Source organism: Streptomyces sp. NPDC059874 (assembly GCF_042731135.1).
Lineage (GTDB): Bacteria > Actinomycetota > Actinomycetes > Streptomycetales > Streptomycetaceae > Streptomyces.
The window spans coordinates 139,793-160,811 of sequence record NZ_JBHWJY010000003.1 but is presented as its reverse complement, the minus strand read 5'-3'; the positions used below and the strand labels follow the sequence as shown (position 1 = coordinate 160,811).

At 70.4% G+C, this 21,019-nt stretch carries 15 protein-coding genes; 8 read left to right on the top strand and 7 right to left on the bottom strand.

Going from position 1 to position 21,019, the window contains the following annotated elements:
• Positions 1–13: 13 nt before the first annotated feature.
• A complete protein-coding gene (gene xylA, locus ACFV9H_RS03060; protein WP_385392487.1) occupies positions 14–1,186 on the bottom strand; it encodes a xylose isomerase in 1,173 nt (390 codons plus the stop codon).
• A gap of 93 nt (positions 1,187–1,279) precedes the next feature.
• Between xylA and xylB the strand changes: the two genes are divergently transcribed.
• The gene (xylB, locus tag ACFV9H_RS03055; RefSeq protein WP_385392485.1) at positions 1,280–2,710 is read left to right on the top strand and encodes a xylulokinase; all 1,431 of its coding nucleotides are present in this window, start codon (positions 1,280–1,282) and stop codon (positions 2,708–2,710) included.
• A gap of 13 nt (positions 2,711–2,723) precedes the next feature.
• Positions 2,724–3,932, top strand: a complete 1,209-nt coding sequence (locus tag ACFV9H_RS03050; RefSeq protein WP_385392482.1) for an ROK family protein — start codon at positions 2,724–2,726, stop codon at positions 3,930–3,932.
• Between the two features lie 240 nt (positions 3,933–4,172).
• Here the strand turns inward: ACFV9H_RS03050 and araA are convergent, their stop codons facing one another.
• Positions 4,173–5,684: an L-arabinose isomerase gene (araA, locus tag ACFV9H_RS03045; protein WP_385392480.1), complete on the bottom strand. Its 1,512-nt coding sequence runs from the start codon at positions 5,682–5,684 to the stop codon at positions 4,173–4,175.
• Positions 5,685–5,766: 82 nt separating this feature from the next.
• Positions 5,767–7,461: a ribulokinase gene (araB, locus tag ACFV9H_RS03040; RefSeq protein WP_385392477.1), complete on the bottom strand. Its 1,695-nt coding sequence runs from the start codon at positions 7,459–7,461 to the stop codon at positions 5,767–5,769.
• 494 nt (positions 7,462–7,955) lie between these two features.
• Here araB and ACFV9H_RS03035 point away from each other — a divergent pair, with 494 nt between their 5' ends.
• The 4 genes from ACFV9H_RS03035 (at position 7,956) to yjfF (ending at position 12,738) form a co-directional block, all read left to right on the top strand.
• Positions 7,956–8,954 carry an ABC transporter substrate-binding protein gene (locus tag ACFV9H_RS03035; protein ID WP_385392475.1) on the top strand — a complete coding sequence of 333 codons (999 nt, stop codon included), beginning with the start codon at positions 7,956–7,958 and terminating at the stop codon, positions 8,952–8,954.
• A gap of 108 nt (positions 8,955–9,062) precedes the next feature.
• The gene (locus ACFV9H_RS03030) at positions 9,063–10,622 is read left to right on the top strand and encodes a sugar ABC transporter ATP-binding protein (protein ID WP_385392473.1); all 1,560 of its coding nucleotides are present in this window, start codon (positions 9,063–9,065) and stop codon (positions 10,620–10,622) included.
• Positions 10,619–11,719: an ABC transporter permease gene (locus ACFV9H_RS03025; protein WP_385392470.1), complete on the top strand. Its 1,101-nt coding sequence runs from the start codon at positions 10,619–10,621 to the stop codon at positions 11,717–11,719. Before ACFV9H_RS03030 ends, ACFV9H_RS03025 begins: the two co-directional genes overlap by 4 nt.
• Entirely contained in the window at positions 11,716–12,738 is a 1,023-nt protein-coding gene (gene yjfF, locus ACFV9H_RS03020) for a galactofuranose ABC transporter, permease protein YjfF (protein WP_385392467.1), read from the top strand. Before ACFV9H_RS03025 ends, yjfF begins: the two co-directional genes overlap by 4 nt.
• 239 nt (positions 12,739–12,977) lie before the next feature.
• Here yjfF and ACFV9H_RS03015 read toward each other — a convergent pair whose 3' ends face one another.
• Positions 12,978–14,054 carry a LacI family DNA-binding transcriptional regulator gene (locus tag ACFV9H_RS03015; protein WP_385392464.1) on the bottom strand — a complete coding sequence of 359 codons (1,077 nt, stop codon included), beginning with the start codon at positions 14,052–14,054 and terminating at the stop codon, positions 12,978–12,980.
• Positions 14,055–14,377: 323 nt separating this feature from the next.
• Here ACFV9H_RS03015 and araD point away from each other — a divergent pair, with 323 nt between their 5' ends.
• Positions 14,378–15,115: an L-ribulose-5-phosphate 4-epimerase AraD gene (araD, locus tag ACFV9H_RS03010; protein WP_385392461.1), complete on the top strand. Its 738-nt coding sequence runs from the start codon at positions 14,378–14,380 to the stop codon at positions 15,113–15,115.
• A gap of 469 nt (positions 15,116–15,584) precedes the next feature.
• Here the strand turns inward: araD and ACFV9H_RS03005 are convergent, their stop codons facing one another.
• The 3 genes from ACFV9H_RS03005 to ACFV9H_RS02995 form a co-directional block, all read right to left on the bottom strand.
• Complete coding sequence (locus ACFV9H_RS03005) at positions 15,585–17,027, bottom strand: endo-1,4-beta-xylanase (protein WP_385392458.1); 1,443 nt, start codon at positions 17,025–17,027, stop codon at positions 15,585–15,587.
• 353 nt (positions 17,028–17,380) lie between these two features.
• The gene (locus ACFV9H_RS03000) at positions 17,381–18,670 is read right to left on the bottom strand and encodes a glycoside hydrolase family 6 protein (protein WP_385392455.1); all 1,290 of its coding nucleotides are present in this window, start codon (positions 18,668–18,670) and stop codon (positions 17,381–17,383) included.
• Positions 18,671–18,713: 43 nt separating this feature from the next.
• Positions 18,714–19,688: a glycoside hydrolase family 6 protein gene (locus ACFV9H_RS02995; protein ID WP_385392453.1), complete on the bottom strand. Its 975-nt coding sequence runs from the start codon at positions 19,686–19,688 to the stop codon at positions 18,714–18,716.
• 271 nt (positions 19,689–19,959) lie between these two features.
• Between ACFV9H_RS02995 and ACFV9H_RS02990 the strand changes: the two genes are divergently transcribed.
• Positions 19,960–20,991: a LacI family DNA-binding transcriptional regulator gene (locus ACFV9H_RS02990; protein WP_385392451.1), complete on the top strand. Its 1,032-nt coding sequence runs from the start codon at positions 19,960–19,962 to the stop codon at positions 20,989–20,991.
• Positions 20,992–21,019: the final 28 nt, after the last annotated feature.

Genomic DNA, 21,019 nt, shown 5'->3' with positions numbered 1-21,019 from the left:
TGGGCACACGGGCTCAGCGGGCGCCGAGGAGGTGTTCGAGGGCGAGCTGGTCCAGGCGTTCGAAGGCCATGCCGCGGCGGGCGGCGGCATCGACGTCGAAGTCGTCGAAGGCGGACCTGTCGGCCAGGAGACCGGCCAGGCCGTCCTCGGCTGTGGGAAGGGCGAGTTCGGGCAGTCGGGAGGCGGCCAGCGCGGCCTGGACCGCCGGATCGGACCGGAAGGCGCGGGAACGCTCGGCCAGAAGCAGGTAGTTGCGCATGCAGGCGGCCGCCGAGGCCCAGACTCCGGCGGAATCCTCGGTGCGCGGCGGCTTGAAGTCGAAGTGGCGGGGCCCGTCGTAGCCGGCCGACTCCAGCAGGTCGACCAGCCAGAAGGCCTGGCGCAGGTCGCCCGCTCCGAAGCGCAGGTCCTGGTCGTACTTGATGCCGGTCTGGCCGTTGAGGTCGATGTGGAACAGCTTGCCGTGCCACAGGGCCTGGGCGATGCCGTGCGGGAAGTTCAGCCCGGCCATCTGCTCGTGGCCGACCTCCGGGTTGAGGCCGACCCGCTCGGGCCGGTCCAACTCGTTGATGAACGCCAGGGCGTGGCCGATGGTGGGCAGCAGGATGTCGCCGCGCGGCTCGTTGGGCTTGGGTTCGATCGCGAAGCGCAGGTCGTAGCCCTGGCTGCCGACGTACTCGCCCAGCAGGTCGAAGGCCTCCTTCAGCCGGTCGAGGGCGGTGCGCACGTCCTTGGCCGCGCCCGACTCCGCGCCCTCGCGGCCGCCCCAGGCGACGTAGACCGAGGCGCCGAGTTCCACGGCCAGGTCGATGTTGCGGATCGTCTTGCGCAGCGCGTACCGGCGGACGTCCCGGTCGTTGGCGGTGAAGGCGCCGTCCTTGAACACCGGGTGGGTGAAGAGGTTGGTGGTGGCCATCGGCACCTTCAACCCGGCCGTGTCGAGTGCGCTGCGGAAGCGTTTGACCGCCTGCTCGCGTGCGGTGTCGCCGGCCGCGAAGGGGATCAGGTCGTCGTCGTGGAACGTGACGCCGTAGGCGCCGAGCCCGGCCAGCCGCTCCACGGTCCGGGCCGGGTCGAGGGCAGGTCGGGTGGCGTCACCGAAGGGGTCCCGGCCCTGCCAGCCGACGGTCCACAGGCCGAAGGTGAACCTGTGCGCGGGAGTGGGGACGAGCGGGTCGCTGGTCATGAGGCGCTCCGGATCCGGGCCGAGTGCTATTTGTAATGACGAAAAACAAATTAGTATGCCGAGACGCCAGAAGGAAGCCCACCGGAGGAACGCATGTCTGCTCAGCGTGTCGTGATCGGTGTCGACAGCTCGACCCAGTCCACCAAGGCCCTCGCCGTCGACCTGGAAACCGGCGCCGTTCTCGGTGAGGGCCGCGCCGCGCACGCCGTCAGCGCGGGCGCCGGACGCGAGAGCGACCCCGAAGAGTGGTGGCGGGCGCTCGGCCAGGCCATGGCGGGCACCGGCTGGGCGGATCGCGCCGCCGCCTGTTCGATCGCCGGCCAGCAGCACGGCCTGGTCACCCTCGACCCGGCCGGCCGGCCGGTGCGCCCGGCACTGCTGTGGAACGACGTCCGCTCCGCCCCGCAGGCCGCCGAACTCGCAGCCGCGTTCGGCCCGGCAGAGCTCGCCCGCCGCACCGGCAGCGTCCCGACGGCCGCGTTCACGTCCGCCAAGTGGGCCTGGCTGCACGCGAACGAGCGCGCCGCCGCCGATCGCGTCGCGGCCGTCCGGCTTCCCCACGACTTCCTGACGGAGCGGCTGACCGGCGAGGCGGTGACGGACCGCGGTGACGCGTCGGGAACCGGCTGGTGGGGCCCGGACGGCTACGACCAGGACGTCCTCGGCCGGATCGGCCTCGGCCCCGGGCTGCTGCCACAGGTCCTCCCGCCAGGCGCCCGGGCGGGCGCCGACCGGGCCGGGATGCCACTGCGCGAGGGCGCGCTGGTGGCCACCGGGACCGGTGACAACATGGCCGCCGCCCTCGGGCTGGGCCTGACCCCCGGACGGCCGGTGCTGAGCCTCGGTACCTCCGGCACCGTCTACGCCGTCGGCCGGACCCGGCCCGCCGACCCGAGCGGAACCGTCGCCGGCTTCGCCGATGCCCTCGGCGGCTGGCTGCCGCTGGCCTGCACGCTCAACTGCACCCTCGCCGTCGACCGCTTCGCCGCCCTCGTCGGCCGCGACCGCGAGGACGTCGAAGGAGGCGGCACGGTGGTGGTGCTTCCCTACCTGGACGGCGAGCGCACCCCGGACCTCCCGGGCGCTTCCGGCCTCGTCCACGGCCTGCGCCACGACACCACGCCGGGCCAGCTGCTCCAGGCTGCCTACGACGGCGCCGCCCAAGCCCTGCTCGCGGCCCTGGACGACGTGCTGCGCGCCGGAGGCGAGAACCCCGCCCCCGACGAACCCTTGCTGCTGATCGGCGGCGGAGCCCGCGGCAGGGCCTGGCAGCAGACCGTCCTGCGGCTGTCCGGCCGAGCGGTCCAGGTGCCCGATGCCCGGGAACTGGTCGCGCTCGGGGCCGCCGCCCAGGCCGCCGCACTGCTCTCGGGCGAGTCTGCCGACGCCGTCGCCCGGCGCTGGGGGACCGCCGGGGGCCGGGTGCTGGAACCCGTGACCCGTGACGACGACACGCTCGAACGGATCACCAGTACTCTGCGGCGGGCGCGGGCCTTGCAGGAGGTTTCGCCGGAAGAACGATAGGAGGGTCGGGTCAATGACGGTGATCGGCAGGGCGGGCGGGGGCGCGGAGGCCGCGCCCGCCTCGCAGCAGGGGATGCGTCGGCAGAACCTCGCGGCGGTGATCGGCGCGGTCGCCGCGCACGGCCCGCTCTCCCGGGCGGACGTCGCCGGGCGCACGGGCCTGACCAGGCCGGCCGTCTCCTCCATGGCCGACGAGCTCATCGGTCGAGGAGCGCTGACCGAGACGGAGACCGCGCCCAGCGGACGGGTCGGCCGCCCCGGACGGGCGCTGGCCCTGAACGATCGGGGTCCCGCGGGCCTCGGCCTGGAGATCGGCGTCACCCATCTCGCCGCGTGCGTCGTGGACCTGCGCGGTGAACCCCGGGTCTGGCGTCGGGTGGAGCGGGCCAACGCGGGCCGGCCGGCCGGAGAGGTGCTGGCGGAGGCCGCCGCGCTGGGCGCCGAGGCGGAGTCCGAGGCCGCGGCCCTCGGCCTGCGCGTCGAGGGCCGCGTCCTGGCCGTACCGGGGGTGGTGCCGAACGCGCCGAGCGGGCTGGTCGCGAACGCGCCGAACCTCGGCTGGCAGGCGGTCCGCCCCGCCGACCACTGGCCCGACCGCGGCACCGTGCCCGAGCCGGAGAACGAGGCCAACCTCGGGGCGCTGGCCGAGCAGTGGCACCGGGGAAACCCCGCCGAGACCTTCGTACACGTCTCCGCCGAGGCCGGAATCGGTGCCGCACTGGTCGTCGGCGGGCAGCTGTTCCGGGGCGCCCGCGGCTTCGCGGGCGAGCTCGGCCACCTGCCCGTCCACCCGGAGGGCACCCGCTGCGCCTGCGGGGCACGCGGCTGTCTGGAGGAGTACGCGGGCGAAGCGGCAGTGCTGCGCGAGGCCGGGCTCGCGCACGTCGGCGACCCTGTGGCCCTGCTGGCCGAGCGGGCAGGCGCCGGGGACGCGGCGACCCTGCGCGCCCTGGACCGTGCAGGACGGGCCCTGGGCCTCGCCCTCACCTCGGCGGTGAACCTGATCGACCCGGACGCCCTCGTTCTGGGCGGCGCCTACGCCGAACTCGCCGACTGGCTCCTCCCGTCCATCCGCGCCGAACTCGCCGCCCGGATCACCGTCCGGCCCTGGACCCCGGAGGCGGTACGCCCCTCCGCCCTGGGCCGGCGCGGACCGGTGCTGGGCGCGGCATGGTCGACCGTCCGACAGATCATCGCCGATCCCACCCGCCTGACGATCTAGGGCCGCGACCGCGCGGGTCCGCCGGGCGGGTGGCCGCCCGGTGATCGACCTTCACACCGACCACGCCGTCCAGGGCCTCGGCACCGCCCCTGTGGGACCCGGTGTCCTGCCCAGTACCGGCTCGAACTCGCGTCGGCAGACTTCGTGTTCATCCTGATTCCCCTGCAGCAGAGCTGAGACCGCCGAGCGGCTCGCCGCACGAGAGTTCCCGGTGCGGCAGGCCGCTCCGGACACACTGGTTCACAGTCCCAGTGCCAACCGGTAGTACGCCTGGTTCCAGCGGAGATCGCGCCGGAACTGCTTCGGGGTGGTGGTCTCGTCGATGAGGGCGAGTTCCAGGCGGAGCATCTCCGCCAGGTCGTCGAGGTGGTCGGAGGTGAGGGCGGTGCTGAGGACGGTGTGGTGCGGTCCTCCGGCGGTCAGCCAGGATTCGGTGGAGGTCCGCAGGTCGGGGCGGGGCCGCCAGACCGCGCGGGCAACGGGCAGGGCGGGCAGCGGGTGAGGGGGTGCCACCACGTCGATGTCGTTGGCGATCAGGCGGAACCGGTCGCCGAGGTCGGCGAGGCCGACCACCACGGCCGGGCCGGGGGCGGCGTCGAACACCAGGCGCACCGGGTCCTCCCGCCCGCCGATGCCGAGGGGGTGGATCTCGCAGCTGGGCCTGGCGGCCGCGATGGTGGGGCAGACTTCCAGCATGTGTGCGCCGAGGATGAGCTGGTTGCCCGCTGTCAGGTCGTAGGTGTAGTCCTCCATGAAGGAGGTGCCGCCCGGGAGGCCGGTGGCGGCGACCTTGAGGGCGCGCAGCAGGACGGCGGTCTTCCAGTCGCCCTCTCCTCCGAAGCCGTACCCCTGGGCCATGAGCCGCTGCACCGCGAGGCCGGGCAGCTGGCGCAGCCCGCCCAGGTCCTCGAAGTTGGTGGTGAAGGCCCCGAAGCCGCCCGTTTCCAGGAAGATGCGCAGGCCGGCTTCGATGCGGGCCGCGTAGCGCAGGGAGTCGTGCCGGTCGCCTCCGGGCCGCAGTTCCGGCGCCAGGTGGTACAGGTCCTCGTACTCCTTGACGAGGGAAGTCACCTCGGTCCCGTCCGCGCTGTCGACGACCTCCACCAAGTCGTTGACGCCGTAGGTGTTGACGGAGACGCCGAAGCGCAGCTGGGCCTCGACCTTGTCGCCCTCGGTGACGGCGACGTCGCGCATGTTGTCGCCGAAGCGGGCGATCTTGAGGGTGGCCAGTTCGGATCGTGCGGCGGCCGCCCGCGCCCAGACCGCGATGCGTTCGGTGGTCACCGGGTCGGTGACGTGGCCGGCCACGGTCTTGCGGGGTACGCCGACACGGGCCTGGATGTGCCCGAACTCGCGGTCTCCGTGAGCGGCTTGATTGAGGTTCATGAAGTCCATGTCGATGGTGTCCCAGGGGAGGGCCACGTTCGACTGGGTGTGGAGATGCAGCAACGGCTTGCGCAGCGCGTCCAGTCCCGCGATCCACATCTTGGCCGGTGAGAAGGTGTGCATCCAGGCGATGATCCCGATGCACCGGTCGTCGGCATTGGCGTCGAGGCACACCCGGCGGATGGTGTCGGCGTCGGTCAGTACCGGCTTCCACCCCACGCGCGCGGGAATGCCGGAGGCGTCGGCCAGCGCGGTGGCGATCTGCCGCGACTGGTCGGCGACCTGCTTCAGCGTCTCCTCTCCGTACAGGCCTTGGCTGCCGGTGAGGAACCAGATTTCCTGGGCGGGGGATGCTTGGCTGGGCACATGGACTCCTGAAGGTGACGTCCCGCAACGGTGGTGAGGGCGGCGGGCGGGTGGGGAAGCGGGAACGAACAGCGGGGCGGGGTCAGCCCGCGGTGCGGGCCGTGTCGCGCATGTTCCTCAGGCGGTGTAGCAAGCCGCCGGCGGCGAAGTGGTCGTGCAGGAGCCGGTACTCGGCGAAGAGGGCGTCGTAGGCGTCGGCCCGGGAGGCGTCGGGCGTGTAGACGGCAGGCCGTCGGCGGCCCATGGCGGCGGTGGCCGTTCGCACGTCGGTGTGCGCGCCGGCGGCCACGGCGGCGTGGATGGCCGACCCGAGAGCGGGGCCCTGGTCGGACGCGGCGAGGGAGACGGGGCGGCGCAGCACGTCGGAGTAGATCTGCATCAGCAGTTCGTTCTTGGCCAGCCCGCCGGCGACGATGAACTCGTGCACCAGTACGCCGCCCGTCTCCAGGGCCTCCACGATGACGCGGGTGCCGAACGCGGTGGCTTCGAGCAGCGCGCGGTAGACGTCCTCGGGGCGGGTCGCGAGGGTGAGACCCACCATGACTCCGGAGAGGTGGTGGTCGACGAGGACCGAACGGTTGCCGTTCAGCCAGTCGAGGGCGACCAGTCCGTGGCCGCCGACCGGCTGTCGGGCGGCCTTCCGGGTCAGCAGGGTGTGCAGGTCCTCGCCGCGTTCGGCGGCCTCGGCGAGGTAGTCCGGCGGGACGCCTTGGTCCAGTACCCAGGCGAAGATGTCGCCGACCGCGCTCTGGCCGGCCTCGTAGCCGTAGGTTCCCTCGACGATCCCACCGCCCACGACACCGCAGATGCCGGGGACGTCGGCGAGGACGGGAGCGTTCACGACGTGGCAGGTGGAGGTGCCCATGATGGCGAGCAGTTGACCGTCCTCGACGGCCTGGGCCGCCGCTGCGGTGACGTGGGCGTCGACGTTGCCCGCGGCCACGGCGATGCCGGGACGCAGCCCTGTCCAGGCTGCTGCCTTGGTGCTGAGCGAGCCCACGCGTGAGCCCAGCGCAGAGAGGGGAAACGCGAGGCGGGTGCGTGCGAAGTCGGCGAACCGGGGGTTCAGCGCGGCCAGGTACTCCTCGCTCGGATAGGCGCCGTCCTGGTGGATGCCCTTGTATCCGGCCGTGCAGGCGTTGCGGGACTCGGCTCCGGTGAGCTGCCACACGATCCAGTCGGCGGCCTCGATCCACCGCGCGCAGGTTTCGTAGACGAGCGGATCCTCCTCCAACACCTGGAGGGCCTTCGCGAACTGCCACTCGGAGGAGATCCGGCCGCCGTAGCGGGCGATCCACTTCTCCCCGCGGGCGTGGGCGAGTTCGTTGATGCGGTCGGCATGCGACTGGGCCGCGTGGTGCTTCCACAGCTTGGGCCACGCGTGCGGCCGTCCGGCGAGCTCCGTCTCGGCGAGGGGAGTCCCGTCGGCCAGCGTGGGCAGGACGGTGCACGCGGTGAAGTCGGTGGCGATGCCGATCACCGCAGCAGGATCGACCCCGGCCGCCGCCACGGCCTCCGGGACGGCGCGACGCAGTACGTCCCGCCAGTCCTGGGGGTGTTGCAGGGCCCAGTCCGGAGGCAGTTGCGCACCGCCGTGCGGCAGGTGCCGGTCGATGACGCCGTGCCGGTAGGCGTGGACCGCCGCGGCCAGTTCCTGACCGTCGCGAACCCGCACCACCACGGCGCGGCCCGACAGTGTGCCGAAGTCGACGCCGACCGTGTACTGCTCCGATTCCTCGGAATACGGGGTGGGCGCGAGGGGATGGGGTGACGTCAACAGAGTGCCTTTCGAAGGAGCCGTGGGGCAGCAGGCGGCCCGGCAGGCGACCCGGCAGGCGGAGTTGCCGCCCGCAAACCTGACGGTCGGCCGGGTGGTCCCCTCGTAGTGTGAGCGCTAACAATGTCGATAGGCAAGAGGTCTGTGCAGGTGCATGGAGTGGATCTGCCTTCGACGCGGCGCGGGTTGGGGCTTTGGCCCAGGGGTGGGATGAGGGTCGATGGCGTCGCGAAGAGATGATCCCGCCTCGTTGCCGCACCCGACGCGGTAACGGACAGGTAACGCGTGCAAGGGGGTTGAGAACGCGGCTTGTTAGCGCTCACAATGCGACAGCGCCCCCCACCTCAGGGGGATCCGTCTCCTGCCGGCCCCGCCCCGCCCGGCCCCGACCGCCCCGGCCGTCGTGCAGCGCGGCACCCCCGGGACTCCTCCTGGGCAAAGCCCGGCCCCGGCCGAGCGGCGCCTCTTCCGTACACCCTGAAAGGACACTCGACATGGCCCGCAGAACAGCTCTCGTCCTCACCGCCGCCCTTCTCGCCTCCTCGGCGTTGACCGCCTGCTCGACCAAGAACCCCGCCCCCGGCCCCTCCTCGGCAGAAAAGGGAGGCTCCGGCGGCACGATCACCCTCGGCTTCGCCCAGGTCGGCGCCGAGAGCGGTTGGCGTACCGCCAACACCAAGTCCGTCCAGGAGGCGGCGAAGAAGGCCGGGATCGCCCTCAAGTTCTCCGACGGGCAGCAGAAGCAGGAGAACCAGATCAAGGCGATCCGCACCTTCATTCAGCAGCAGGTCGACGTCATCGCCTTCTCGCCGGTCGTGGAGTCCGGTTGGGACACAGTGCTGAAGGAGGCCAAGGACGCGGGCATCCCGGTCATTCTCACCGACCGGGCCGTGGACACCAAGGACACCTCCCTCTACAAGACGTTCCTGGGCTCCGACTTCGTCAAGGAGGGCAAGTCCGCGGGCGAGTGGCTGACCGGTGCGTACGCGAACGAGCAGGGTCCGGTCAACATCGTCGAGCTCCAGGGCACCACAGGCTCCGCACCCGCCAACGACCGCAAGGCGGGCTTCGCCGACGTCATCCGCGCCGACGACAAGTTCAAGATCGTTGCCTCGCAGTCGGGCGACTTCACCCGCGCCAAGGGCAAGGAGGTCATGCAGGCGTTCCTGAAGTCCCAGAAGGACATCGACGTCCTCTACGCCCACAACGACGACATGGCCCTCGGCGCCATCCAGGCCATCGAGGAGTCCGGCAAGAAGCCCGGAACGGACATCAAGGTGATCTCGGTGGACGGGATCAAGGACGCCTTCGTCGCGATGACCGAGGGCAAGATCAACGTCGTGGTGGAGTGCAACCCGATGCTCGGCGACCAACTGATGGAGCTGACCAAGAAGGTCGCGGCCGGGGAGAGCGTCCCGACTCGTGTCGAGACCGTGGAGGGTGTCTTCCCGCAGGACAAGGCCGCGGCCGCCCTTCCGTCCCGGAACTACTGAAACCGCACGTTCCGGTTCCGGAGGAGGCCAAGCGGCCTCGGGGAGGTGGGGAACGTCCCCGCGCCGCCCGGAGCCCTTTCCACCACCCCACCCACGAGAGGAGGGCGGATGGCATCCCCGTCCACCCCGCGGCCCGCGGACGCCGGCGGCCCGCGGCCGGTCCTGGAAGCCCAGGACGTCCGCAAGCAGTTCCCGGGCGTGCTCGCCCTCGACGGAGTCGCCCTGCGGCTCTTCCCCGGTGAGGTGCACGCCCTGATGGGCGAGAACGGCGCCGGGAAGTCCACCTTGATCAAGGTGCTCACCGGTGTCCACCCCGCCGACGGCGGCACCATCCTCGTTGACGGCCGGCCCCACGCGTTCGCGGACCCCCTCCAGGCGCAGCAGGCCGGAATCAGCACCGTCTACCAGGAGGTCAACCTCTGCCCGAACATCTCGGTCGCCGAGAACATCCTCATCGGGCGCGAACCGCGCCGGCTCGGCCTCATCCACCGGTCCGCGATGCGGCAGCGGGCGGCAGAGCTGCTGACGGAACTGGACCTCGACCTCGACGTCACCAGTCTGCTCGGTTCGCACTCCCTGGCGGTGCAGCAGCTGGTCGCCATCGTCCGGGCGGTGGACGTCTCGGCGAAGGTGCTCGTGCTGGACGAACCCAGCTCCAGCCTGGATCGCGAGGAGGTCGCCCAGCTCTTCACCCTGGTGCGGCGCCTGCGGGACCGCGGTGCGGCCATCCTGTTCGTCACGCACTTCCTCGACCAGGTATTCGATCTCTGCGACCGCGTCACCATCCTGCGCAACGGCCACCTGGAAGGCGAGTACCCCATCGGCGAACTCACTCCGGTGACGCTGGTACAGCGCATGATCGGCGGAGAACTGGCCACTCTCGACCAGCTGTCCGACCGTGCCCACGAGGAAGCGGCCGAACGGGACACCAGCGAGCCGTTCCTCCAGGCACGACAACTGACCCGCACGGGCTCGATCGAACCGTACGACCTCGACATCCATGCCGGCGAGGTCATCGGACTGGCCGGCCTCCTGGGCTCCGGCCGCACGGAGGCGGCGCGCCTCCTGTTCGGCGCGGACAGCGCGGACGGCGGAGAAGTGAGCATCGAGGGCAAGAAGGTACTCCTGCGCACCCCCCGCCACGCCATCGCCCGAGGCATCGCTTTCTGCTCCGAGAACCGCAAGTCCGAGGGACTGGTGGGCGAGCTCACGGTCCGCGAGAACATCATCCTCGCTCTGCAGGCCGCCCGCGGCTGGACCAGGCCGCTGGCCCGTACGAAACAGGACGAACTGGCACGGCACTGGATCCAGGCCCTGGACATCCGCCCCGCCGACCCCGAAGCGCAGGTACGCCACCTCAGCGGAGGCAACCAGCAGAAAGTCCTCCTCGCCCGTTGGCTGCTGACCGCACCCCGGCTCCTGATCCTCGACGAGCCCACCCGGGGCATCGACATCGGGGCCAAGGCGGAGATCCAGAAACTCGTCGCCCGCCTGGCGAGCGAAGGCACCGCGGTGCTGTTCATCTCGGCGGAACTCGAAGAGGTCCTGCGCCTGAGCCACCACATCGCCGTGCTCCGCGACCACCGCATGGTGGCCACCCTCACGAACGACGACAGCGTCACGCCCGAACGCATCCTCACGACCATCGCCACCGGAGCGGACTCATGACCCCCCAGCCTGCCAAGTCCAAGGCGGCCGGCGGAATCGGGAGACGACTGGCCGGCCACCGCCTGCTGTGGCCAACGCTCATCCTGTTCGCCCTGCTCCTCGGCAACCTCGCGTTCCACCACGACTTCTTCTCCGTCCGCGTACGCGACGGCCACCTCTACGGCAGCCTCATCGACATCCTCCAGTTCGGCGCGCCCCTCACCCTGGTGGCGCTCGGCATGACCCTCGTCATCGCCACCCGCGGCATCGACCTCTCGGTGGGTTCCACCGTCGCCATCGCCGGTGCCCTCGCCTGTGGGCACATCTCCACCGCCGCACATCCCGGCAGCGTCGCCACCATGCTCACGGCCGTCGCCCTCGCGCTCGGCGTCGCCCTCGTGCTGGGCCTCGCCAACGGCTTCCTGGTGTCCGGGCTGGGGGTGCAGCCCATCGTGGCCACCTTGATCCTCATGGTCGCGGGCCGCGGCGTCGCCCAGCTGATCACCGACGGCCAGATCATCACGGTGACCAGCGCCCCCTACAAGATGATCGGAGGCGGCTACTGGCTGACCTTCCCGTTCGCCGTCCTCTTGGCAGCCGCCCTCGTCGCGTTCACCGCCTTCTTCACCCGTCGCAGCGCACTCGGCATGCTGATCGAGTCCGTGGGCGGCAACCCCGCCGCCAGCCGCCTGGTCGGCATCCGCGCCGGCGGTCTGCTCGCCCTGGTCTATGTCTTCAGCGCGCTGTGCGCCGCCGTCGCCGGGCTGATGATCAGTTCCAACGTCTCCAGCGCCGACGGCAACAACGCCGGCCTGTGGATCGAACTCGACGCGATCCTCGCCGTCGTCGTCGGCGGCACCGCCCTGACCGGAGGACGCTTCTCCCTCGGCGGCACCGTCCTCGGCGCCCTGATCATCCAGACCCTCGCCACCACCGTCTACACCCTTGGCGTCCCACCCGAGACCACCCTCGTCTTCAAGGCCTTCGTCGTCATCGTCGTCTGCCTCGTGCAGTCCCCGGTCTTCCGGGCCAAGATCCTGCGCCGCCGCAGGACAACCACTCCCCGATCCCACACCGCAGCGGGCGCCACCCCGCAGCAGCAGGAGGTACGCGCATGAGTACCGGCATCGCGAGCGCCGCCGCTGGGCTCACCCGCCCCTTCGCGACCCTGTCCCCGCGCGCCCGCACGCGTATCCCGCTGATCGTCACGGCCGTCCTGCTGGTCGTCATGTTCAGCATCGGATCGGTGCGCTACGAGGGCTTCCTCTCCGCGCAAGTCGTGCTGAACCTGCTGATCGACAACGGATTCCTCCTGGTTGTCGCGGTCGGGGCGACCTTCGTCATCCTCACCGGAGGCATCGATCTGTCCGTCGGATCCATGGTGGCCCTGTCGACCACGCTCACCGCCTGGCTGGTCGAGTCGCACGGCTGGCCCCTGGCCACCGTCATTCCACTGGTCCTGCTGGTCGGCGCCGCGAGCGGGACGCTCATGGGCTGGATCATCCACACCTTCGAGATCCAGCCGTTCATCGTCACCCTGGCCGGCATGTTCCTCGCCCGCGGGCTCTGCTACACGATCAGCACCGAATCCATCACGATCAGCGACCCCACCACGGCGGGAATCGCACAGACCCGGCTGTACGGCCCGGGGGGACTGTTCGTCTCGATCCCGGTGGTCATCGCCCTGGCCGTGCTGGTGGTCGCCTTCGTCGTAATGCACCACACGCGCTTCGGCCGCAACGTGTACGCGCTGGGCGGCAATGAGCCTTCCGCACGCCTGATGGGCCTTCCGGTGGGCTCCACCAAGATCGCCGTATACGCCGTCAGCGGCCTGTGCTCCGCACTCGGCGGCCTGCTGCTGACCTTCTACATGCTCTCCGGCTACGCCCTCCACGCCATGGGCATGGAACTCGACGCGATCGCCGCCACCGTGATCGGCGGCACGCTGCTGACCGGAGGCTCCGGCTTCGTCCTGGGCTCCGCTCTCGGCGTGCTCGTCCTCGGCATGATCCAGACGGTCGTCAACTTCCAGGGCACGCTCAGCTCCTGGTGGACCCGGATCGTCATCGGCTCCCTGCTGCTGGTGTTCATCGTGCTACAACGCCTGATGAGTGGACGCCGCACCGCCGTCGACTGACTTCGGCTTCCGGGTACGGGTCCACGCGCGGCGCCCGCCTCCATTCGCTGATCCTGCCGGACCGCCGGGCCACACGGCCGATGTGGCGCTCACGGCCCGCGACCCCGCCTGCGAGGGCTCCGCTCGCTGCTTCGGTGCGACGGTGGGCCGTTACGCCAACCGCATCGCTCCACGGCTTCACCACGGTCACCACCTGAGAGGGGCGGGCCGGTGCTGTCCGCCGCGCCGGGCAGGGGGGATCATTCGCCGGGTGGAGCGATCCTGCGGGCCGTACTGGCGCGCACGATGAGCTCGGGCGCCACCACCAGGTGCGTCGACTCGTCGGTCCGGCCTTCGATGTGATCCAGGAGCAAGCCGATGCTGTCGCGGCCGAGCGAGGCGAAGTCCTGACGGATCGTCGTCAGCGGGGGTGGGAAGAACTCCGCCTCGGGGATGTCGTCGAAGCCGGCCACCGCTACGTCCTCCGGCGTGCGCAGCCCCGCTTCCCGCAAGGCTCTGAGGACACCGAGGGCCATCTGATCGTTGGCGACGAACACCGCGGTGAGGCCCGCTCCCTGCCCTCGTGACGCCCGTACCCGACCGGCGAGCCGCTGGCCGGCCTGGTATCCCGACAGCGGACTCCAGTCGCCGCGGAGCAGGGGCGGCACCTCGGCGCCGGCCTCTCGTAGCGCTTCCTCCCACCCCTGCGTGCGGGCCTCGCTCTCGAGCCAGTCGGGAGGGCCCGCGACATGCCACACGGTGGCGTGGCCCGAGGCGAGGAGATGTTCCGTGATCAGGCGAGCGCCGAGGTTCTGGTCCAGCGACACCCCCGGCAGGTCCAGGGTGTGGCCGCCTTCCACGGTGACCACCGGGCACGGTGCCTCCAACGCCGCCAGGGCCCTCACCGCGGCGCGCTGGGGAGTGACGGCGACGATCCCCTCCACGCCCCACCCGGCGAGGTGCTGCATGGCCTCGGCGAGGGCCGTCTGCGTCGCCGTCCGAAGCGTGACGGCGGACGTCAGATAGCCTCGGTCCCGAGCCGCCTCCTGAACTCCCGCCACGGTGCTGGCGGGCCCGTGCAGAGTGGTGTTCACCGCGATGACGCCCAGGGTGTGGGTCCGGCGAGTGGCCAGAGCCCGGGCCGCCGAGTTGCGGCGGTACCCCAGCTGCTCGATGACCTGCGTCACCGCGGCCCGGGTCTTGGCGCTGACGTTCGGGTGGTCGCTGAGCACCCGTGAAACGGTCTGATGGGACACGCCGGCGACGCGCGCGACGTCCGTCATCGTGGGCGCGCGCGAGACGTCTGGGAGCTGGGTCAACTCTCTTCCTTTCCTCATCGAGCGGCCTTCCCTCAAGGTATCGAACCCGCCGCGGCCCGCACACGTCTCGGACCGACCGGGAGATTGTCGACTAGCCGCTATCGATGTTGGCGCTCACATTATGCAGCGTTGACCGCGGGGTGTGGGGAGGAATCCTCCCGTACCTCTTGAGATTCTCGCTTGTTAGCGTTCACAATTTGCTGGGGGTTGCCGTGGTAGCGCAACCGCGATGCCTGGTGCGGCCCCCCGATCAGTCCAGCCCACTCATGCGTGACTGCGGGGCCTGCCGGACGCCGGTCCCGGGAAACCGCCGCCCATGTCGAAGAGACGGTGAGAGTGTAGTGAGCGAGACCAGCCTCAAGGACCTCCGTCGCGAAGTGCTCGCGGCCAACCTGCGCATCCCGGAGGCCGGCCTGGCCACCCTCACCTGGGGAAACGTCAGCGGAGTGGATCGAGACGCCGGCGTCTTCGTCATCAAGCCGTCCGGGGTCTCCTACGCCGACCTCACCGAAGAGGACCTGGTCGTGGTGGCCCTGGAGGACGGGCGGGTCGTCGACGGGCACCTCAGGCCGTCCACCGACACCGAAACCCATCGGTGCCTCTACCGGGCGTTCCCCTCCATCGGTGGTGTCACCCACACGCACTCGGCGCACGCCGTCGCCTTCGCCCAGGCGCGCCGCCCGATCCCCGTGCTCGGTACGACACACGCCGACACCTTCAACGGGCCCGTCCCCGTGACGGCAGACCTCACCGCCGAGCAGTGCGCGCGGGACTACGAGTACAACACCGGACAGGTGATCGTCGCCCGGCTGGACGGCGACCCCCGTCGGGCCGACGAGGTCCCCGGAGCGCTCGTCTCACGACACGGCCCCTTCACCTGGGGCGCCACCGCGAGGGCTGCGCTGGAGAACGCCATCGTCTGCGAGGCCGTGGCGGAGATGGCGCTGCACACGCTGGCGCTCGGGTCCCGCCTCGGGGACACCTCCGAGCCGCCGAGGCATCTGCTGGAGCGGCACTTCACCCGCAAGCACGGACCGGACGCCTATTACGGCAACGTCCCTCACGCCCCGGGCATCTGAGGCCGCGCACCGCCGGACGACACATGAGTCGTGCCGTCGGAGGTCGCTCGGGTCCGGCCGTGGAGCGCGCGTCGCGCTGTGGCGCCTCGAAGCCAAGCGCCTTGACGGGCTGTCCGGTGCCGGCTGTCATGGGGAGCGGTCCCGCCCCTGTCCCGCCCACCAAGGAAGGTCACCGCCCGGGACACCGGGTGGAACGGCACGCCGGCGCCCGGCGCCGGGCGGCAGCGCGAGCTTCGGCTTCCAGGCGACGTACTCGGGTACCAACGCGACCCCGACGCGCCACACGCCGGGCGGTGCGCTCTGCTCCTGAACGACCCTCACGCCCTGCCGGCCGCCGACCAGGTGCGGCTGGCAGAGCGCGTTCTGGACCACCGACGTGCGTCGGAGCCGGCACTCAGGCAGGCCGCGGTGCCGTTCGATCGTTGCAGTTGGCCGTAGCTCGAACCGCCACCACGGCGTCTTCAGTCGTTCAGGTGCGGGTCCAGCGCTGGTTGCCGGCGTTCGAGCAGGAGTAGAGCTGGATCAGGGTGCCGTTGGCGGTGCCGTTGCCGGTGGCGTCAAGGCAGAGGCCGGACTGGACCCTGACGATGGATCCGTCGGAGTTGAGGCGCCATTTCTGGTTGTCGCCGCCCCAGCAGCTGTAGATCTGGACTTTGACGCCGTTGCCGGTGCCGGCAGCGTCCAGGCACTTGTTGCCGTAGACCTTGAGCTCACCGTTCGCCGTGTACGACCACTGCTGGTTGGTGCGGTTGTTGCAGTCCCACAGGTTGACCTGGGTGCCGTCGGTGGTACTGGCGCCGGGCACGTCCAGGCAGCGGCCTGAACCGACGCCCTTGATCTGTCCGGAACCGGGCGAGGGGGTCGGAGCGGGCGTCGAGGAGCCGGCGTTGAGCGCGTTGAGCACGGAGGTGTAGGCGGGCTTCTTGTTGCCGTTGCCGTCGAACAGCAGCGGCGATTGCTCCGATCGCCAGGAGTCGGTGTCGCGCACACCCCAGACGGTGATGCCGAGGCAGCGCGGGACGGCCAGGCAGTCGTTGGTCACGTTGGCGTAGGTCGTGGCCGAGGCGCCCTGGATGTCGAGTTCGGTGACGGCCACATCGACGCCGAGGGCGGCGAAGCTCCGCAGGGTGGTGCGGAAGTTGCTGTTGTAGGGGCTGTCGTTGTTGAAGTGGGACTGGAAGCCGACGCAGTCGATCGGCACGCCGCGCTGCTTGAAGTCTCGGACCATGGCGTACACTGCCTGGGTTTTGGCCCAGGTCCAGTTCTCGACGTTGTAGTCGTTGTAGCAGAGCTTGGCGGCCGGGTCGGCGGCGCGCGCGGTGCGGAAGGCGACCTCGATCCAGTCGTTGCCGGTGCGCTGGAGGTTGGAGTCGCGCCGGGCTCCCGAACTGCCGTCGGCGAAGGCCTCGTTCACCACGTCCCACTGGACGATCCTGCCCTTGTAGTGGGCCATCACGCCGGTGATGTGGTTGTTCATCGCCTGGCGCAGCGTGCTGCCGCTGAGGTTCTGCATCCAGCCCGGCTGCTGGGAGTGCCAGGCGAGGGTGTGGCCGCGTACCTGCTTGCCGTTCTGCACCGCCCAGTTGTAGACGCGGTCACCTGCGGCGAAGTTGAACTGGCCCTGTTGCGGCTCGGTGGCATCGATCTTCATCTCGTTCTCGGGCGTCACCGAGTTGAACTCGCGGCCCGCGATCGTCGTATACGTCGAGTCGCCCAGCCTGCCCGATGCGATGGCGGTTCCGAAGTACCGGCCGCTCTGCGCCGCCGCGCCACCGAGCGTGCTCTCGGCGGCGTGTGAGGTCAACGGCGCCACCAGCGCGGCGGCCGAACCGAGAACGGCAACGACCAGGGCCGCATATAAACCACCGATCCTCCGGCGGACGGTGGTGGGGGGAATGGAATTCGAGCCCATGAAAGAGCCTCCAGGACAGAAAAGACGGAAGGACTGGAGCGCGGCAGGTGAATCCGCGTGAACGACGCCCGCGTCCGGCAAAAGGACGCTCACCGCCGGGACGGAAAAATTGAGGGCCGGTCCCCTGGCGCCCGGACACGGAAAGGCGGACCACCTCGAGCCTCAGTCTGGAAACCCTGCTGAAACAAGTCAAGAGTTTCGAAAGGATTTCGAGAATGCGTGCCTCTCGGCAGCCCAATTTCGGCTTTTCTGTCAGTCATCGCCATCGAAAGTATTTCGATGGCGATGACTCATTGATCATCCGCGAGACTTCGTAGTGGGCGACGCCGCCACTGGCGTGAAGATGGACCCGGTCAGCGCGGGACCCTGTTGAACTCCAGTGCGGGATCGGCGTTCCGGACGAGGGACGTGGCCTGTTCCGGCCACCACACCCCGGCCGCGGGATCGACGATGCCGTACTCCGGATCGATGGTGCCGCCCGGGATGCTGCGGTTGCACTGGCCGTCGGACTGGCCGACGGTCTTGATCCAGAGATAGGCGTCGACGAGCGCGATACGGGTGTTCGCGGTCGGCCGGGCGCCGATGCCGCGACCGGGAGCGTTGCACCAGGTCTGCGGGTCGCCGCTGTACTTGCCTGCGGGCGGGGTCCAGGCGCCCCGGCCGTTGCGGCTGGTGTCGACGACGAGGTGGGTGAGCTCCTGCGCGGGCGGGGCACCGACGTTCTGCTGGAACCACTGGTCGGTCCAATGCCACGTGGACGGGTCGTCCACGTTCACGGAGTTCCCCGGCTGCCCGTCGTTCGGTGCTGACGGGGAGTAGTACTGGCTCGCGCACCACTCCGGGTGCCCCTTGGCCCAGTCCGGGCCCTTGGTGGCGAACCAGATGCACTGGGAGACCCAGGTGCCGTAATGGGTGGACAGATCCGTGGCCAGATGGTTGGAGACGTTCAGCGAGAAGCCCTGGGTGCGGGCGACACCGGCCTGGAGGAGGCGCTGTGCGATGTCGCCGACGCTGCGCCAGTGGCTGTTGCCGGCGTCCAGGTAGACGACGCTGTTCGGCTGCCGCTCCAGGACGTCGATCGCGTGGTTGAGGTCGGCGAAGCGGCCGGTGGTGATCGCGCCGGTGGGGTCGCTGCCGGGACCGCAGTCGGAGGGGAGGTTGGCCAGTCCGTCCGGTTCGAGGATGACGACGGCCTTGCTGCGGCCGAGCCCCCGGGCGAAGGCGCTGATCCAGGCCTGGTACTCGGCGTCCGACTGCGCACCGCCGGAGGAGTACTGGGAGCAGTCGCGCAGCGGGATGTTGTAGGCCACCAGGACTGGCACCGTCAGGGTTCGCTCGGCGCGGCGTACCAGGGCGCGTACGCGGGACTCGACCTGTTGGGGGGTGCCGTCGGTGAACCAGGCGGCCTGCGGCCAACTGGCCAGCTTCGCCATGGAAGCGGCGCGGTCGAAGTCCCCGTGGAGCAGATCGGTGACTGCCTGGTGGGCCGCGTCACTGTCGGGATCGACGTAGAAGCGGGTGTTCGTGGGAAGCGTGTGGGAGGCCGGCACGGAGCTTGCCTCGGCAGGGGCCGGAACGACGGCGCCGAGGAGCCACGTGAGTGCGCTCGCTGCCAGGACCAATCGGTGCAGGGGTACGCGCACGGGTTTCCTTCGGTAGGGGTTCGGCCGGCGGCGAGGGGGAGGGTCAGTAGCCGTAGATCATCTTGTAGGCGACCTCGGGCAGGAACTGCCCGGCCGAGGAGCCGGCCCCGACGCCGCAGTTGCCGTCGGACTCGCCGGGCATCTTGATCCACAGCAGCATTTCGGCGCCGCCTCCGCCGTGCCGACTCGGAGTACCGATCCGGCGGCCCGCGGGGTTGCACCACTGGCCGTTGGAGCCGTTGCCGTTGCGGCTGGTGTCGACGACGAACGGCTTGGTGTAGCCGTAGGAGCCGAGAGCGGAGTTGACCGCGTTGCCGTAGGAGGTGTTCTGGTCGGTGGTGAAGTAGTTGGAGACGTTGAGCACGAAGCCGCGTGCCCCGCTGACACCGGCGGCGGCGAGCTGCTGCGCCATGGTCGAGGCGCCGATCCAGCCGGGGTTCCCGGCGTCGAGGTAGACCCAGGTATTGGGTGCTTTGGCCTTGAACTGGGCGATCGCGTTCTTCAGCATGGCGTTGCGCTCGGCGATCTGATCGGCCGTCATGCAGCTTTCGTGGCCGAGCGCGTCGGGTTCGAGGACGACGACGGCCGGACGGTTGCCGATGCCACTGGCGAAGGCGGCGATCCAGGCGTCGTACGCGGCGCGGCTCCCGGCGCCGCCGCCGGAGTGACCGGCGCAGATGTCCCGATTGGGGATGTTGTACGCGACCAGGATCGGCAGCTTGTCGTAGGAGTCCGCGCGGCCGACGTAGGCGCCGGTGGCGGTGCCGATGTCGCCGCTCCAGTTGCCGAACCAGCGGGCCGCCGGGGTGTTGGCGATGGACGTCCGGATCGCCGCCGCCCGCCCGTCGCCGGGGTTCGCGTTGGCCCACCGCAGGGCGGAGTTGTCGGGGTCGGTGTAGAAGCCGCTGGTCATGGTGGTCGGGTCGGCGGCGTACGCCGGGCCGGCCTCGATCAGGGCGAGACCAGTGGTGAGGACACCGGCCAGCAGGGCCGATGCGGCTCGGACGGACTTGCGCATGATGCTTCCTCCGAGAGGTGGGGAAGTTATTGGAAGCGCTTCCAGTTTTTCGGACGGTCGGATCGCGCTGATGGGATGATTGGGTTCGTCGCCAGGGCGTGTCAAGAGGTTGAACGCGAAACTGTCGCTGTCGCCGTGATGGCGCGATAGGTTGGAAGCGCTACCGAATCGAGACCAAGGAGGACACTCGTCCGCAGGTCCGAAGTCGGTGCCGTGCGTGGAATCATGGCCGCTGTTCGCCGTCCGCGTGAGCACGAGGAGCAGTTCTCCCATGGAGCCGTCACCCAAGCGCATGCCGACTCTCGACGAGGTGGCTGCACGAGCCGGTGTGTCGCGCACGGCGGCCTCCCGCGTGATCAACAACGCCCCACACGTAAGCCGCGCCAAGCGGGAGGCGGTCCAACGGGCGGTGCGCGAGCTGGGTTTCGTGCCCAATCCGACCGCGCAGGCCCTGGCGACCCGCAGGGTCGGAGCGGTGGTGCTGGCAGTCTCCAGCGACGAGCCGGGCCTATTCGCCGACCCGTTCTTCGCGGAGGTCGTCGTCGGCGTCAGCGCGGCGCTGGAGCAGACCGAACTCGAACTGATCCTGCTGCTGGCCAACACCCCTCGCGGACGCGAGAGGTTCGAGCGGTTGCTGCGCTCCCGCCGGGCCGACGGCGTCATGCTGATGGCGCTGCGCGGCGACGATCCCCTGGGACGCCTGTGCGAGGAGGTCGATCTCCCCGTCGTCTTCGGCGGACTCCCGCTCACCGGGGAGCCCACCTGGTACGTGGACGCCGACAACCGGGGCGGTGCCCGGCTGGCCGCCGAGCACTTCGCGCGCACGGGTCGCCGACGGCCCGTCGTGATCACCGGGCAGGTGGATACCAGGGCCTCCGTCGCGCGGGAGCAGGGGTTCACCGATGGTCTGACCCTGTCCGGCCTGCCGCTGCTAGGGGTCGAGCCCGGACAGTTCACCGAGGACGGCGGCGCCGCGGCGATGGAGCGACTGCTCCGGGCGCACCCCGACCTGGACGCGGTGTTCGCGGCCTCCGACGCGATGGCCATCGGCGCTCTGCGCACCTTGCGGGAACGGGGACTCCGCGTGCCCGAGGACGTCGCGGTGATCGGCTTCAACGACCTGGCGAGCGCCCGGCACACCAGCCCGCCGCTGACCACGGTCCATCAGCCGGTGCGGGCGCTGGGGCAGGAGATGGCCAGGATGCTGGTCAGTGCCGTCGAAGGACACCGCCCCAGCCCGCTGATCCTCCCGACCCGCCTGACCGTGCGCGAGTCCGCCCCCGATCTGCCCGTGCCGGCCTGATCGGCGGCCGGGACCGGGGGCCTGGCCA